Genomic DNA, 14259 nt, shown 5'->3' with positions numbered 1-14259 from the left:
GATGCCCTGGTTAAGCCATCAAGCACGCCCTAAAACTAATGAAAACGGCCTAAAAAGTAAAATTAAGCGTTACTGGTATGAATGAGCTGTCGACTAGTCGCAGCTCCCGTAAAAAAGGTCTGCAAATTTTGCAGTGGCACCCTAGGAAAAGGTAGGTGTAGCGAGAGTATTAACTTTTCAAACCCTACCATCTCATCAGCCAATGCTTGAGCAATATCAGGTTGAATCTGCGGATTGTCATAAAGATTATCAATCAACCATGTCAACTGTGGAAAACTGCCATTATCATGAATCTGATATAGGGCGGGTACTAGCTCATCAGAGATTTGGCAGCGCGTTTTGCGAATTATGCCGTTCTTAAAGTACATATTTAAAGCCATATTATGTCAACTTCCTTAAATTCTTAATACTGAGGTAACCGACGTACTCTTTATCATCGTCGGTTTTTGCAAGTGCATGACTATCATGAGCAATAGGTTCAATTAAAATCTGTACGTTTGAGATAAGATCATTAACGTTATAAATATCATCGATATCCACCGCAAATTTATCATCAATATGCGACGCGGCATCGAAAGGTGAATCTTTATCTTTAAAAGTAAATTCTTTATAAAATGCACTCTGTTTGGCTTGTTTGATAGCCTCTGCTTGAGTGGCAGCAACGATAAGTAGTTTGTAATGAAACTCTTCGAAGCTCCCCTGCTGATAGCCGCCTAAATTAATAAAGAACAGTTTTAAACCATTATTGCTATCTCTAATTGCTGATTCGACTAACTTTATCGAGTGATTACCAACCTTAGTAATAGCGCGATACGAGTCGATGTGCCATTTATTTTTGACTTCAGGCCAATGGTGATTAATATCCTCTATCAACTCGCTCACCTGATTGGCCACGCCAAAAAACATGTCATGCTGCTCAATCAAACGACCTTTTGGGCGACCACCAAGTTGCACCATAAATAGTGTTGGCATCTTACACAGTCCTTATTAAATATATAAAATCCATCGTTAGTCTACTCAATGTTATCAGCTTGGTCTAAAGGCAGTTTGACCATTCCTATAGTTATAACACCCGCCCTGTCCTTAGCGCAAACGCCCAATCTTCACGACCGTTCATTGCAGCCAATTTGGCCGCAGCTTCATAATCGTAAGGCACTTTGATATGCTCAACTTGCCAGCTTGTATCTTGCTTAGTACTTTGTATAGTACCTTGCTCAGCACCAACGCATTTTTTAATAAGTGCGTAACTAGCATGGGGCGAATAGGTTTGCATTTTATGCGCGATAGGCAAATTATCTTCATAGGCTGGATAACCAACGCTACCTGTATTGACTATCGTTTGCCCTGTCGATAGCGTAACGGTACGTGGGATATGAGTATGACCACAGATGATAACGGCACTCTCAATACTGTTAAGCAATGTCAGAATATCTGCGTCATCACGTACTATCGGCTGCCCTGTTTCGATATTCTCGAGCATATATACCATGTCATCGGTTGGTGACCCGTGGCATAGATATACATCTTCACTGACATGATAATCAAACGGCAAAGCTTGCATCCATTCAACCGCTGCTTTAGGTAAGTCTTCAAGGATAAAAGCCATGGTTGCGTTATCAGCAATATCCGCCGCTGTCGCTTCATAAATCTGTCTATCCTGATTACCTCGAATCGTAATGATATCGTTCTGATGCGCCATGAGAAGCGCATAGGTATCTTTAGGGGCAATAGGTCCGTATAAAATATCACCCAGATTGACAATTTGATCGATATCGCGACGTTTGATATCAGCCAACACAGCTTCAAGCGCGAAGACGTTGCTATGAATGTCGGAAACAGCGGCTATTGTCGTTATTCGTTTGTTTTTTGGATTATTCATCTATTTGTTCACCAACCAAAAACTGCTGTACTACTTTAACCGTCGCTACGGAATCCTCTTCGTGTGGTACATGTCCCAAATTATCAAATACCTTTAACTGGCTATTAGCGATATCTCGATGAAACCGTTTGGCGTTTTCTACTGGGATTAGGTCGTCTTGCGCACCCCATAAGATGAGGGTTGGTAAATCCAATTGTTTGATTTGTGCTTGATTTGCCGTGTTATCCATCTCCAGCAAGCGGCGGTTTAGCGCCAGACGGTTGCCTTGACGCAAAGTCAAATCGTAATAACGATCCACTAAAGCCTCATCGACTTTGCTGTCGTCCGCGTAGACGCTTAAGATACTTTTTTTCACAACATCACGCGGTAGCACACGGCTAAGCAGTGGAGTCAATATGGGGTATTTCGCCAGTTTAAAACCAATAGGCACCTGTTTTGGCGTTGCAGGGTAGCCAACTGCATCGATCAATATGAGTTTATTAACCCGCTCAGGATATAATGCCGCAGTACGCCACGCGATTTTACCACCCAGCGAGTTGCCTGTTAACGTCACGCGACCCACTTCTAAATGATCAAGCACATCAATGACAAACTTAGCATAATTAGCACTGTCATACTGAGTGGATTCATCGGTATAAGGGCCGGTCAAGCCAAACCCCGGCAGATCCATGCTGATGACACAATAGTCATCACTTAACTCACGTGTCCAGCCCTGCCACGTATGCAAATTTGCTGAAGTGCCATGTAGTAATACGATAGTTTTAGAGCTCTCAATGGTTTTAACACTATTAAGATCAGATTCTATCTCATTTTCTACGGCATTTTTGCTCGGATAGGCTGTGCATCTTGGCGATTTGATCACATGCGCCTGCATCCCTTGCACGTCTATAAACTCACTATTGGGCAGTTGCCAGCGCTCTAGGTCGGCGACGCTTCTGTCGGCCGCCCAATAAAGTGCGATTAAAGCTATCAATAAAACAAGTAGCCCCAAAACAATAAAGACCATGATTTTCGTTAGACGTTTTGCCATTTTTATTAAATCCGTTTAATGAGATGACGTTATTGATTATGTTATACAGTCATTAAACCTAAAAGGAAACAAAAAACCCGATGCTTGAGAGTAACTCAAACATCGGGTTTAATGGTTTTATAGTCAGATTATTATAAGGCTAAATTAAGAAAAAATACGCCCACAGCCCTACTACAAAGGTGGCGATGATATTGAGAATGATACCAGTACGTATCATCTCTGACTGCTTGATAAGCCCCGTACCAAATACAATCGCGTTTGGTGGTGTGGCGACAGGAAGCATGAAGGCACAAGAGGCTCCAATACCGATGACCAATACCAACACTTCATGGGGCAAACCCATCTGCTCAGCAATAGCAGCAAATACCGGTACTAATAATGCGGCAGAGGCAGTATTAGACGCAAACTCTGTCAAGAAGATAATAAATGCCGATACCGCAATCATCACGATAATAAGCGGTGCAGAGGATAAAGCATTAGCCACGGTCTCGCCTAGCACTAAGGAGGCGCCAGAAACTTTCAAGATTGTTGATAGTGCGATACCACCACCGAACAACATGAGCACGCCCCAGTCGGTGTTGTCAGAGACTTGCTTCCATGACACGAGCCCTAAGCTCACCACCGCTGCAGCTGCTGACAAGGCAATAACAGCGTCAGTATCAGTGATATCAAGTGCCGCACCGATTTTTTTGGAGAATATCCAGCTGAGTGCTGTCACGATAAAGACAATAATAGTCACTACCCGAGGTTTATTCCATTCAATAGGTTCCTCTTCGACAAGGACGACCGTACGATTAAGATTGGGTTTCAGGAACAAATACATCGCCCCCAGTAATAGTGGCAATAGCACTAACATCATTGGAATACCGAATTTCATCCAATCGATAAACGCAATATCAAGCGCTTTTGCCGCGATGGCGTTAGGCGGTGAACCAACAATCGTACCCAGACCACCCAAACTGGCAGAGTAAGCGATACCCAATAATACAAACACAAACGTACCGCGATCTTTTTCGCGGTCAACCTGCGTCAGGATACCGAGTGCAAGGGGTAGCATCATCGCAGCCGTGGCAGTGTTCGATATCCACATCGACAAAAATGCAGTGACCCCAAATATTAAAAATACAGCCGTACCAAGCTTGCCACCTGACATCGATAGAATTTTTAGCGCTATTTTTTTGTCCAATTGCTGTACATGCAAAGCGGCAGCCAAAGCAAAACCACCAAAAAACAAGTAAATCGTTGGGTTAGCAAAACTCTGCAAGCCGATTTCGGCATCGAACTCTGGTATACCAATCAGTGCGCCAACCACCACCACTAATAGCGCAGTAATGGTCACATGTAGCGCTTCTGTCAGCCATAACACACCGATGAAGAACAGCAGGGCCAAGCCTTTATTGGCATTGATATCGAACGGCAACACGTTATAAATAATCATACTGATAATGGCAGCGATGATGACCACTATCAGCCCTTTACCTGTACCCTTTGGAAAGGTGTCGGTAAATAAATACTCATTGCCATCATCAGGAAGATGGCTGTCTAACTTTTGCTCTGACATAACATATCCTTATTGTCCTCAAAGACGTTATAAAAAACTGAAATATAAAGATAACTTTTAATCATAATTGCTAACAGCAATTTATTACGAAACTTATCATCTGCTATTGTAAATGACATTGAACAGAAATCATCAGCATCCCAGTGATACCTCGTTACACATCGTCACTAAACAAGCCTACACCGTACCTGTACAACAAGGTAGCTCTATCTCATACTTACTATGTGATATAAAACCAAACGCCCATAAATATTGCATATAGCTATTTTTATTGGCAGTTAACAAAAACAAACAGGAGCACGTTATGACAGACCCAAACAAAACGGATGCAACCACGAAGATGGCACCGAAGGATATCAATCAAGATGGTCTAGATAAAAAAGACCAACAACGTACTGATGACTCTGCCTTAGATATGATGCAAGGTATGCACGAACATGAAGATCACAATCCAGAAGAAGATAAATAGTTCGGTTCGGTATAAAAAGCCATAAAATATAGTCTAAAAGCGCCTATCTTGCTGATGAGCGCTTTTTTGCTTGTGGTGGTCTCTGTTCTGGCAAATGATCTGAGGCATAGTTATAGACAAATGCCGCCGTTAGCACGATAGTGATCGGTACAAACAATGCGCCATAGCCAATTTTGGCATATAAAAACGCACCCACTACCCCGCCACCGCAAAAGCAATACCAAATAATCGCCTGAAAGCCCAATGTCGGCCTACTGATTGAGCGTCCTGCTAGCCAATTACCGATAGCAGCACCCATGTCTGACGTTAGACCCGTTAGATGAGTAGTACGAATGACTGCGCCGCTATAGGTCGCCACCATAGCATTCTGTAATCCGCACGCCATGGCAGCGGCCAATTGTCCTAGATAATCATGCTGCTGATATAACCAATAACTGAGCAATAATAACGCCGCTTCAATATAAAGCGCAGTGCCATAGCGCCGTCCTAACTTCAATGAGGTTTGCCCAATGACAAAACCACTCAATACTGCCCCCGCCAAAAATGATAACAACGACGCGCCAATATATAGAATACTGACAGCATCAAAATGAGCAATAGCGGCAGCAAATAGGCTCACATTGCCAGTGACATGCGACACGGATAAATTGGTAAATCCCATTAATGCTGCCGTATTGAGGCAGCCCGCACTAAAGGCAAGTACAGCACCGCCCCACAATATCCACCTTGGTAATTTGGTTATCATATCTAGCACCTAAAGGCTTGTTACCAAAAAGCCCGTAGTATAACCAAAAAAGACAGCCGGTTGGCTGCCTTCTCTGTCATTACTATGATTGCACTAAAGGTTTGTCATGGTCAATGGATTTTATAAATCTCAAGAATTAGAGCATATTGAATATTCAACACACCCTGATAAAACACAATTAAAGACCTTTTAAACAATTACTGCTGTGGCTCATCAAGCATCATCAATTGCTCACTGATAGCAACAGTATTAAAACCAGCGTCAACGAACATAATCTCACCAGTAATACCTGAAGCCCAAGGCGACAATAAAAATAGTGCCGCATTTCCCACTTCTGTTTGGCTGACATTACGCTGTAGCGGTGCAATTTTTTCGCTAATATCCAGCATTTTACGGAAAGACTTAATACCACTGGCAGCTAGCGTGCGGATAGGACCTGCCGAAATAGCATTGACGCGGATACCTTCACCGCCCATAGAGGTCGCTAGATAGCGAACACTGGCTTCAAGACTGGCTTTTGCCATACCCATGACGTTGTAATTTGGCAATACCGAAATACTACCTTCATAAGTCAAGGTCAGCATTGAGCCGTGGCGCATGGCCAAAAGCTCTCGTGCTGCTTTGGCTAGCGCGACAAAGCTATAGCTGGAGATATCATGAGCAATATGGCTGCCTTCACGCGTTGTGGCGCTAACGAAATCACCATCGAGTTGATCCATCGGGGCAAAGCCAATCGCATGTACCACACCATCGATACCGTCGCCCCAATGTGCGGTGACTTGCTCAAAACACGCCGCGATAGACTCATCAGAAGCCACATCACACTCTAATACCAAGTCCGCTTCGAACTTCTCCGCAGCCATATCAACGCGTTTCTTAATCTTATCATTAGGATAAGTTAAGATGAGTGACGCGCCTTCGCGATGCAACGCCTCTGCGATAGCCCAAGCAATAGAGAGCTTGCTGGCAATACCAGTGACGACGAACCGTTGTCCTTGCAGTAGCATAATATTTCCTTTTGAGTCGATCAACGTTATTTATTTAGTTTGTTTTAATAAGATAATAACCATGAATAAAAAAGATAGATATAAAGATGACTTATTATACACGAAATAATTTAAGTATACAGTCGTAAACTGTTTTGAGTGTTCAATGAGTGACTATATTGATTAAACACTTAACTACTGCCACAGCGGTATGAAGTTGAGCAGATTTAAAGTATAATCACAGCCCTCCCAGCTTGCACAATTTTTATAAAAATCCTTTATAACCGTTGTTTATAAACAAGGATTTAGCGTTAAGCTACACCCACATTTTGGATGGCTGCCAAACTTATGAGTAACACCCCTATCGTCTCCTCAGATTATCAAGAAAGTATTGTATCCTATCGTCAACTGATTGAATCAACTGGCGAAGACTTAGATCGTCCTGGATTGCTAGATACGCCCATTCGAGCGGCGAAAGCATTTGCTCATTTAACCCAAGGCTATCATCAAAGCTTGGATGAAGTGGTCAATGACGCGGTATTCCCGTCGACCAATCGCGAATTGGTTTTAGTACAAAATATTGAGTTTTATTCGTTATGTGAGCACCATATGCTCCCCTTTCATGGGGTGGCACATATCGGTTATCTGCCGAATGGACAAGTCTTAGGGCTGTCAAAGTTTGCACGTATCGTCGATATGTTTGCTCGCCGTTTGCAAATTCAAGAAAACCTGAGTGAGCAAGTGGCACAGACCATCATGGACGTGACGGGCTGCCGTGGTGTAGCTGTGGTAATGGATGCATCACATATGTGTATGATGATGCGCGGTGTCAATAAGCAGCATTCGACCACACGCAGCACAGCAATGCTTGGTGAATATGTGCATGATAACCAAGCACGCAACGAGTTTTTAAATGCCGTACCTAAGCGTCAACCGGCATTTTAAAATGGTATTCTATAGTGAGTGAAAAGTAATATCGAACCATCATGCACTGCTGCTATCAATCTTCTTGCTTGCTGTGCCTGCGTAGACAGAGGCTACAAAAAAACGATAGCAGCAATACCGTCGCGTTTTTAGGATGTTTTGACTATAGAACAAAAAAAGGACACTCATCAAGTGTCCTTTTTTTATGCAATTCAGATATGTTTAAAACAGAGATACTGTGCCGTGTTGAGCAAATCCTAACTCACTGATTTTACGGCATCAATCCAGTTGCCATAACCTGCTTCTTCCATCTTCGCTAATGGAATAAAACGCATTGCGGCTGAATTCATGCAATAGCGTTTGCCCGTTGGCGCTGGACCATCATCAAATACGTGACCCACGTGCGAATCAGCGTAGCGGCTGCGGATTTCGGTACGGGTTGAAAAAATACCACGATCTTCTTTTTCGACGACCACGTCGGCACTCAACGGACGGATGAAGCTAGGCCAGCCTGTACCAGACTTGAATTGGTCACGAGAAGAATATAGCGGCTCGCCCGATATCACATCGACGTAAAGCCCCGGCGCTTTATTGTCCCAATAAGCATTATCAAAGGCGCGCTCGGTACCTTCTTTTTGAGTAACTTTATATTGAATGTCACTCAGCGACTTTTTCAGTGTTTCCTGTGTTGGCTTCACGAATGTTTTTGGGTTGAAGCCTGCGCTTGCTTTGGTAGTTGCTGCTTCATTTAAAGCTGCCTGTTTAGAGCTGGCCGCAGTCGGTTTAAACTGGTTAAAATCTAGCTCATAGTCTTTGCCATAGACGCTTTCGATAAATTGATAGCGACCAGAGTTGAAGGTATAAGCCTTATAGCGTAGCGGGTTTTTTTTATAATAATCCTGATGATACTCTTCTGCTGGATAAAAAGTGCTCGCAGGTACAATTTCGATCACCACTGGTTTGTCATATACCCCAGAGTCCTGCAATGATTGCTTGGCAGTTTCTGCTATCTGTTTTTCTTGCGCATTATTATAAAAAATAGCGGGGCGATACTGCGTACCTCGATCCACATACTGACCTTTATTATCAGTGGGATCAGCAATGCGCCATAACGCCTGTACGATACCGTTATAGGTAATCTGTGTAGGGTCATAATATACTTGCGCCGCTTCCGTATGACCCGTACCACCTGCTGATACTTGTTTATAAGTTGGGTTTTCGACATTACCACCTGTATAGCCAGACACCACTTCTATGACCCCAGGGATTTTCTCATAGCCTGCTTCCACGCACCAAAAACACCCACCAGCGACCGTTGCTACTGCCAGTCCTGGAGTCGTCGGCGCATAAGGATTGGCAGCATTTACATCCTTCACAGCGGTGTTGGTTTCGGTAGAAGCACAACCTGCGTACAACGCACTGCTTGCCACGATCACTAATCCGATAATTCTAGACGGCAATATACGATTCATAACTATTTCCTAAAAGAATTTTCGTGTAACTATAGTGACCCCTTGGTGTCACCACAATATTCCTATATTGTTATATATATAAAACGAGTTCAATTGTTTCTAATAAAAAAAGCTTATTATCCTATGATAATAAGCTTTTTTAGTTTATCAGCGACATGATTAAATAGATAAAATAATCTATGCTGCTATGCTGCATTGTCACTATTTTTATCTTTACCAGCAAGAGCTTCACTTTCTTGCATAATCTTGGTCAAGATTTCCTTGATACCAGACGCTGGCATATAAGTCGGCACTGCATAGGTATCACTGACTTCTTTAGCAGCGGCTTTAGCGATACTGTCAAAGTCACTGCTTTTCATACCTTTGACGGTTGGATCAATATTTAAGCTTTTGATCAGCTCTCGTACTTGGGCGATTAAGTCATCTGCTATCTGACCATTGCTACTACTCGCTTGATCGTGCTTGACCATGCCCGTTTTTCTTGCCAATGTTGCCAGTCGTTTTTCACTTGCTTTACGATTTAAGTCCAATACATAAGGCAAGACGATGGCATTCGCACGACCATGAGGAATACTATAATACGCGCCTAATTGATGAGCGATAGCATGAACATAACCTAGACCAGCTTTATTAAAGGCAATACCACCGTAGTGAGCCGCAATACCCATCGCTTCACGGGCTTTTAAATCGCCACCATCTTTATAAACCATCGGTAGATATTTCATGACAGACTTAACAGCCGAAGCTGCATAGTAGTCAGTCTCTACGCTTGCGTTCACGCTCATCCACGCCTCTAGTGCATGGGTCAATACATCAATACCGGTATCGGCTGTGATATGCGCAGGCATACCTTTCATAATGACCGGATCGATGGCCGCTGCTAATGGCACCATTCTTGGATCAATAGATAAGGCCTTTTGATGGGTTTCATCGTCTGACACTACCGCACCAAGCGTTGCCTCTGAGCCCGTACCAGCAGTAGTAGGAATACAATATAGCGGCGTAGAAGGTTTTCTGGCTTTTAGAATTCCAATAAGTTGTCTAGGTTTACAATTATTGCCCTGCGACATTGCAATCATCTTAGCCGCGTCGATGACTGAACCGCCGCCGATAGCCAGTATAGAGTCGCACTTAGCATCGATAGATTTGCGCAGGCCTTCTTCTATGATCTTAAAAGTAGGATCTGGTGTCACACCATCATAGAGCTGATAGCGGATGTTTTTACTATCTAGATAGTCGGTCACTTTGGCAGGTATACCAAGCTTATTCAATACGGCATCAGTGACGATAAATACATTGCTACTGCCTTCATTGATGAGCATATCACATAACTCATCACAGGCAGTCTCACCAACGAATAGCATCGGTCTTCTGATAGGCACTACGTAAGAAAAGGCTTTTAGCACTTTGGCACGCGTTTTGGCAACTGCCAAATAACCAGCATGCTGCAATGGATTGTTATTTACTAACTTAGAAAGACTGCTTTGTTTTTTACTGGGCATAAAAAATCCTTTTTTAATAATGCTTTTAATAGCAACAATAACTGTGTTAATTCCGCTAACTAGGGCGTGTCTCAATTCAAGCAATAGTCATCTAAATGGACTAAAAGTGGTTAAATTTCGCTAAACAGCGTTAAATAACCCGTTAATATATCGATATTATCTGCTCTATTTTCCTTGTTTAACTACGATTTATCTCATTTTTAGCACCATTTTTAAAATGAGGACATGCCTTGGGAGCGAAGCCAAAACAGGTAAATACATAAGTAAAATATATATCGATAGAGTAGACTCATGTCCAAATTTATTGTACCACTGCATTTTTTAGGATGTCGTGATTATTATGAACTGCTATGTTCTGATTTTTTAGAAGGTTTTATCGAATCGTCCAATAGCAGCAGTATTCATAAATAAGGCAACCTTAATTCTCTTCTTTGACCAGCCACTGGTTATTGTCTTGCCCAAAATACCAAATCATCACCACAGGTGCCAAGATACTCAGCCAAATGCCATAGGTGATTGGCAATCCCTGCGTGACCGCTATATAGCTCAGTCCAATGATGGTCAGTGCAAGGAGCATCGCAATAACATTATGGCTCGATCTACGGCACATCAATTCTCGTAAGATGGTCAGCGTCAATAAAAATACCACCAACATACTCATTAGCATGCCCATTGCATAAGGTTCTGAGATGATTTTTTGGGCGCTATCACCCGTTTCACCGGCGACGGATTCGGTAACCAGATTCAGCATACTACCCAAACCTGCTAAGGCAGCAAAGATAAAAAAGTGCCCATAACCAAATAAAAACAAGTCATGACGTCGGCGCTCTTTATTTAAAATGGTATCAAATGGCACGATAAAATACAGCCACCATAAAGAAAACACGAGAGCGACTAAGCTTGAGCCGAGTAACAGGATGCTACTCGCAGCCGAGGTAGAGTTAACCAAAAAATATTGAATACTGTTACTAACCCCTACCACACCCTCGCCCAATACGATAATGGTCAAGAGTCCATAACGCTCAGCAATGTGTCCAGGGTGCCAGTTATCAAACTGCTCTGAACGCGCCCATACTGGCATGAGTAGTTCTGCTGCTATGAACAGAAACAAGGCGGGCGTTTGTAACGCGGATGGTAAAAATAACCAGATAATCCACAACGCCTGTAAAGTTAACAGACCGACCATACTGCGCCCAGCGACTTTTTTATGACCTGGAACTTGTCGATAGACACGCCACCATTGACTACAGCTTGCTAGCCGCATAATGGCATAACCCGTCACCCCAATCCAAGTCAGCCCTTGCTCATAAAACTGATGAATGTTGGCGGCTATCATGAGAGAGCCAAACATCTGAAACATGACTGAGATGCGATAAAACCAGTCGTCAGGGTCATAGCCTGACGCAAACCACGTAAAGCTGGTCCACGCATTCCACAAGATAAAAAATGCCACAGTAAAGGTCAAAAAACCTGAAAAATCGTGCTCACTCAAGCGATTATAAAAACCATTGGCAGCGGCGGCGACAGCAATGACATAAACCAAGTCAAATAGCAGCTCAAGCGTGGTTGACGGTCGATTTGGCTCGTTAGGGTTTCGGGCTTGGATAGGTTTTATTTTGAGCCTGCCGATCATGTAGAGTGTTCCACTTATTTCAAAATTAGTGCAGCCACATGATTATGTAATTACGTAGCTATTCATTTCTGACGGTTGATCTTTTAATAGGGTCTGTTGAACATTCAAATATTAGGACTGCTGATCGCTAAAATCGTCCCAAACCTTTTATCAAATCAGGCGTAAACCGATGATAATGTCGAGACCTTAGCTAGGTTTACAACAACGTTTGGGGTGGTTTTAGCATCAGCCTTTTAGGGCAGTAGCTATTTTTTGCCAATACATGGCGAAATTGTCTAACCTAGAATGACTAGGCATCAAAAATTTCACTGCGCATTGTCTAAAAAATAGCTACTGCCAGTGCCACATTTGAATGTTCAACAGACCCTAGGCTATAGCACACTTGCCTGCAATAACTGCTGAGCATATGAATGCTCTGGGTTATTGAAAACCTCTTCAGTACGACCATACTCAATACACCTACCTTCTTTTAGCACCATAATATGCTGACATAAGGCGCGGACTACTTTTAAATCATGACTGATAAATACATAACTGATTTGCAGTTTTTCCTGAATTTCACGTAGCAAGCTGACCACAGTGACTTGTGTAGTGCTATCAAGTGCAGAAGTTGGCTCATCCAGTATCAATAAACTTGGCTGCATAATGAGTGCGCGCGCCAGCGCCACGCGTTGACGCTGACCACCTGATAGCTCATGTGGATAACGCTGCGCAAACGCTAACGGTAAGTGCACAGTAGCAAGACTATCCATTACTGCTTGCTGGCGGGATGTTTTATCAACGCCTTGTACTAATAGCCCTTCTTCTACTATCTGCATGACCGTCATACGCGGGTTAATACTGGCAAAGGGGTCTTGAAATACCATTTGAATCTGCGAGCGAAAGGTACGCAGATCGCGTTTTGATAATGCCGAGATATCTTGTCCATTGACCATTATCTGGCCACCAACACGCGCTTGATTGCTGAGTAATTGACTTAGCGCAAGGGCAATCGTGGTTTTCCCAGAGCCTGACTCACCAATGATACCCAGTGCCTGCCCTTTGTGTAGGATCATATCGACATTTTTTACCGCATCAAACCAGCGTTTGGTACCGCCAAATAGACTTTTCTCTACAGGAAACTGCACTTGTAGGTTACTGACTTGCAATACGGTTGGTTGCTCACTGCTATCAGCGAATAAACTTAGCGCCTGCCCAAAGTCTTGCTTAATAAGTGTGCGAGTATAGTCGGCTTTAGGCTGACTAAACACATCTGCAGTTTTCCCCTGCTCAATAGTGTGCCCTTGACGCATAACGATGACTTCATCACTGTAGCGTCTAACCAAATTGAGATCATGGCTGATTAATACCATCGCCATATTGTGCTGACGCTTAAGGTCATCTAACAGGGCGAGAATTTCATGTTGCAAGGTCACATCAAGCGCGGTGGTTGGCTCATCAGCGATTAAAATATCAGGCTGCTGCGCCAATGCCATGGCAATCATTACCCGCTGACGTTGACCACCCGATAGCTCATGCGGATAGCGATTCAGTTTATCAGCAGGGTCAGTAATATTGACATCGTCTAGCAAAGCGATGCTTCTTTCGCGCCATTGCTTTTTGGGTACACCGCTGAGACGCAGAGACTCTGCGATTTGCTTAGCAACCGTATGTAATGGATTGAGCGCCGTCATCGGCTCTTGAAACACCATACCGATGCGTTGACCACGGATAGAGCGTAGCGCAGCATCACCTGTTTTGTGATTGCTTATCGGCAATGTAGCCATTCCTGTCGCATCTGCTAACTGCACTTCACCAGTAACGGTCAAACTATCGGGTAACAAGCCCAACAGCGCGAGACTGGCAATCGATTTGCCAGAGCCCGACTCACCAACGATGGCTAGCGTTTGCCCTTGCCTAAGCTCATACGTTAGTTTATCGACTAAAGCATTACCTGCATTGGTGGCGATGCTAAGCTTATCCACTGTCAGCATGAGCTTATTCTGTGCTTTGCTATGACTGTTATTTAAACGATTATTTTGCTCAGTAGCAGTTATCATATTAGCGTTTATCATCTTA

General features: G+C 43.3%; 13 protein-coding genes. 2 read left to right on the top strand and 11 right to left on the bottom strand.

The features are described 5' to 3' along the window. Positions 1 to 62: 62 nt before the first annotated feature. The 5 genes from ACSUPM_RS06675 to ACSUPM_RS06655 form a co-directional block, all read right to left on the bottom strand. Positions 63 to 380, bottom strand: coding sequence for a hypothetical protein (locus ACSUPM_RS06675; RefSeq protein ID WP_101212593.1), 318 nt, complete (start codon positions 378 to 380; stop codon positions 63 to 65). 1 nt (position 381) lies between these two features. Continuing rightward, positions 382 to 972, bottom strand: coding sequence for a DUF1543 domain-containing protein (locus tag ACSUPM_RS06670; RefSeq protein WP_201566460.1), 591 nt, complete (start codon positions 970 to 972; stop codon positions 382 to 384). A gap of 91 nt (positions 973 to 1063) precedes the next feature. Continuing rightward, positions 1064 to 1879, bottom strand: coding sequence for a metallophosphoesterase family protein (locus tag ACSUPM_RS06665; RefSeq protein ID WP_101212595.1), 816 nt, complete (start codon positions 1877 to 1879; stop codon positions 1064 to 1066). Further along, entirely contained in the window at positions 1872 to 2909 is a 1038-nt protein-coding gene (locus ACSUPM_RS06660; protein WP_101212596.1) for an alpha/beta fold hydrolase, read from the bottom strand. Before ACSUPM_RS06660 ends, ACSUPM_RS06665 begins: the two co-directional genes overlap by 8 nt. A 139-nt stretch (positions 2910 to 3048) precedes the next feature. After that, a complete protein-coding gene (locus ACSUPM_RS06655; protein WP_201566454.1) occupies positions 3049 to 4470 on the bottom strand; it encodes an SLC13 family permease in 1422 nt (473 codons plus the stop codon). A 304-nt stretch (positions 4471 to 4774) separates the two neighbouring features. Here ACSUPM_RS06655 and ACSUPM_RS06650 point away from each other — a divergent pair, with 304 nt between their 5' ends. Beyond that, positions 4775 to 4939, top strand: coding sequence for a hypothetical protein (locus ACSUPM_RS06650; RefSeq protein WP_173239989.1), 165 nt, complete (start codon positions 4775 to 4777; stop codon positions 4937 to 4939). 43 nt (positions 4940 to 4982) lie between these two features. On the opposite strand, the gene ACSUPM_RS06645 is transcribed toward ACSUPM_RS06650, so the two are convergent. Further along, complete coding sequence (locus tag ACSUPM_RS06645; RefSeq protein WP_101212599.1) at positions 4983 to 5684, bottom strand: YoaK family protein; 702 nt, start codon at positions 5682 to 5684, stop codon at positions 4983 to 4985. A gap of 197 nt (positions 5685 to 5881) precedes the next feature. After that, positions 5882 to 6691, bottom strand: coding sequence for an enoyl-ACP reductase FabI (locus ACSUPM_RS06640; RefSeq protein WP_025651168.1), 810 nt, complete (start codon positions 6689 to 6691; stop codon positions 5882 to 5884). Positions 6692 to 7018: 327 nt separating this feature from the next. On the opposite strand from ACSUPM_RS06640, the gene folE reads away from it, so the two are divergent. After that, positions 7019 to 7615, top strand: a complete 597-nt coding sequence (gene folE, locus ACSUPM_RS06635; RefSeq protein WP_201566450.1) for a GTP cyclohydrolase I FolE — start codon at positions 7019 to 7021, stop codon at positions 7613 to 7615. Between the two features lie 236 nt (positions 7616 to 7851). On the opposite strand, the gene msrB is transcribed toward folE, so the two are convergent. The 4 genes from msrB to ACSUPM_RS06615 all read right to left on the bottom strand — a co-directional run bounded on the left by msrB (position 7852) and on the right by ACSUPM_RS06615 (position 14240). Further along, on the bottom strand, positions 7852 to 9066 hold the full coding sequence (msrB, locus tag ACSUPM_RS06630; protein WP_201576852.1) for a peptide-methionine (R)-S-oxide reductase MsrB: 1215 nt from the start codon (positions 9064 to 9066) through the stop codon (positions 7852 to 7854). Positions 9067 to 9251: 185 nt separating this feature from the next. Next, positions 9252 to 10568 (bottom strand): iron-containing alcohol dehydrogenase, encoded by a 1317-nt coding sequence (locus tag ACSUPM_RS06625; RefSeq protein WP_436880289.1) that lies wholly within the window; start codon positions 10566 to 10568, stop codon positions 9252 to 9254. A gap of 418 nt (positions 10569 to 10986) precedes the next feature. Then, complete coding sequence (locus ACSUPM_RS06620) at positions 10987 to 12201, bottom strand: low temperature requirement protein A (protein ID WP_436880288.1); 1215 nt, start codon at positions 12199 to 12201, stop codon at positions 10987 to 10989. A gap of 371 nt (positions 12202 to 12572) precedes the next feature. Next, positions 12573 to 14240: an ABC transporter ATP-binding protein gene (locus ACSUPM_RS06615; RefSeq protein ID WP_413786713.1), complete on the bottom strand. Its 1668-nt coding sequence runs from the start codon at positions 14238 to 14240 to the stop codon at positions 12573 to 12575. Positions 14241 to 14259: the final 19 nt, after the last annotated feature.

The sequence above is a fragment of the Psychrobacter okhotskensis genome, assembly GCF_965638355.1.
GTDB lineage: Bacteria > Pseudomonadota > Gammaproteobacteria > Pseudomonadales > Moraxellaceae > Psychrobacter > Psychrobacter okhotskensis.
Note: the sequence above shows the minus strand (reverse complement) of the source record. Positions and strands in the feature narration are given on the sequence as shown.

Bases quoted from the DNA above. Each gene is read 5' to 3' on its own strand.
- ACSUPM_RS06675 (WP_101212593.1), bottom strand. From the start codon at position 380: ATGGCTTTAAATATGTACTTTAAGAACGGCATAATTCGCAAAACGCGC.
- ACSUPM_RS06670 (WP_201566460.1), bottom strand. From the start codon at position 972: ATGCCAACACTATTTATGGTGCAACTTGGTGGTCGCCCAAAAGGTCGT.
- ACSUPM_RS06665 (WP_101212595.1), bottom strand. From the start codon at position 1,879: ATGAATAATCCAAAAAACAAACGAATAACGACAATAGCCGCTGTTTCC.
- ACSUPM_RS06660 (WP_101212596.1), bottom strand. From the start codon at position 2,909: ATGGCAAAACGTCTAACGAAAATCATGGTCTTTATTGTTTTGGGGCTA.
- ACSUPM_RS06655 (WP_201566454.1), bottom strand. From the start codon at position 4,470: ATGTCAGAGCAAAAGTTAGACAGCCATCTTCCTGATGATGGCAATGAG.
- ACSUPM_RS06650 (WP_173239989.1), top strand. From the start codon at position 4,775: ATGACAGACCCAAACAAAACGGATGCAACCACGAAGATGGCACCGAAG.
- ACSUPM_RS06645 (WP_101212599.1), bottom strand. From the start codon at position 5,684: ATGATAACCAAATTACCAAGGTGGATATTGTGGGGCGGTGCTGTACTT.
- ACSUPM_RS06640 (WP_025651168.1), bottom strand. From the start codon at position 6,691: ATGCTACTGCAAGGACAACGGTTCGTCGTCACTGGTATTGCCAGCAAG.
- folE (WP_201566450.1), top strand. From the start codon at position 7,019: ATGAGTAACACCCCTATCGTCTCCTCAGATTATCAAGAAAGTATTGTA.
- msrB (WP_201576852.1), bottom strand. From the start codon at position 9,066: ATGAATCGTATATTGCCGTCTAGAATTATCGGATTAGTGATCGTGGCA.
- ACSUPM_RS06625 (WP_436880289.1), bottom strand. From the start codon at position 10,568: ATGCCCAGTAAAAAACAAAGCAGTCTTTCTAAGTTAGTAAATAACAAT.
- ACSUPM_RS06620 (WP_436880288.1), bottom strand. From the start codon at position 12,201: ATGATCGGCAGGCTCAAAATAAAACCTATCCAAGCCCGAAACCCTAAC.
- ACSUPM_RS06615 (WP_413786713.1), bottom strand. From the start codon at position 14,240: ATGATAACTGCTACTGAGCAAAATAATCGTTTAAATAACAGTCATAGC.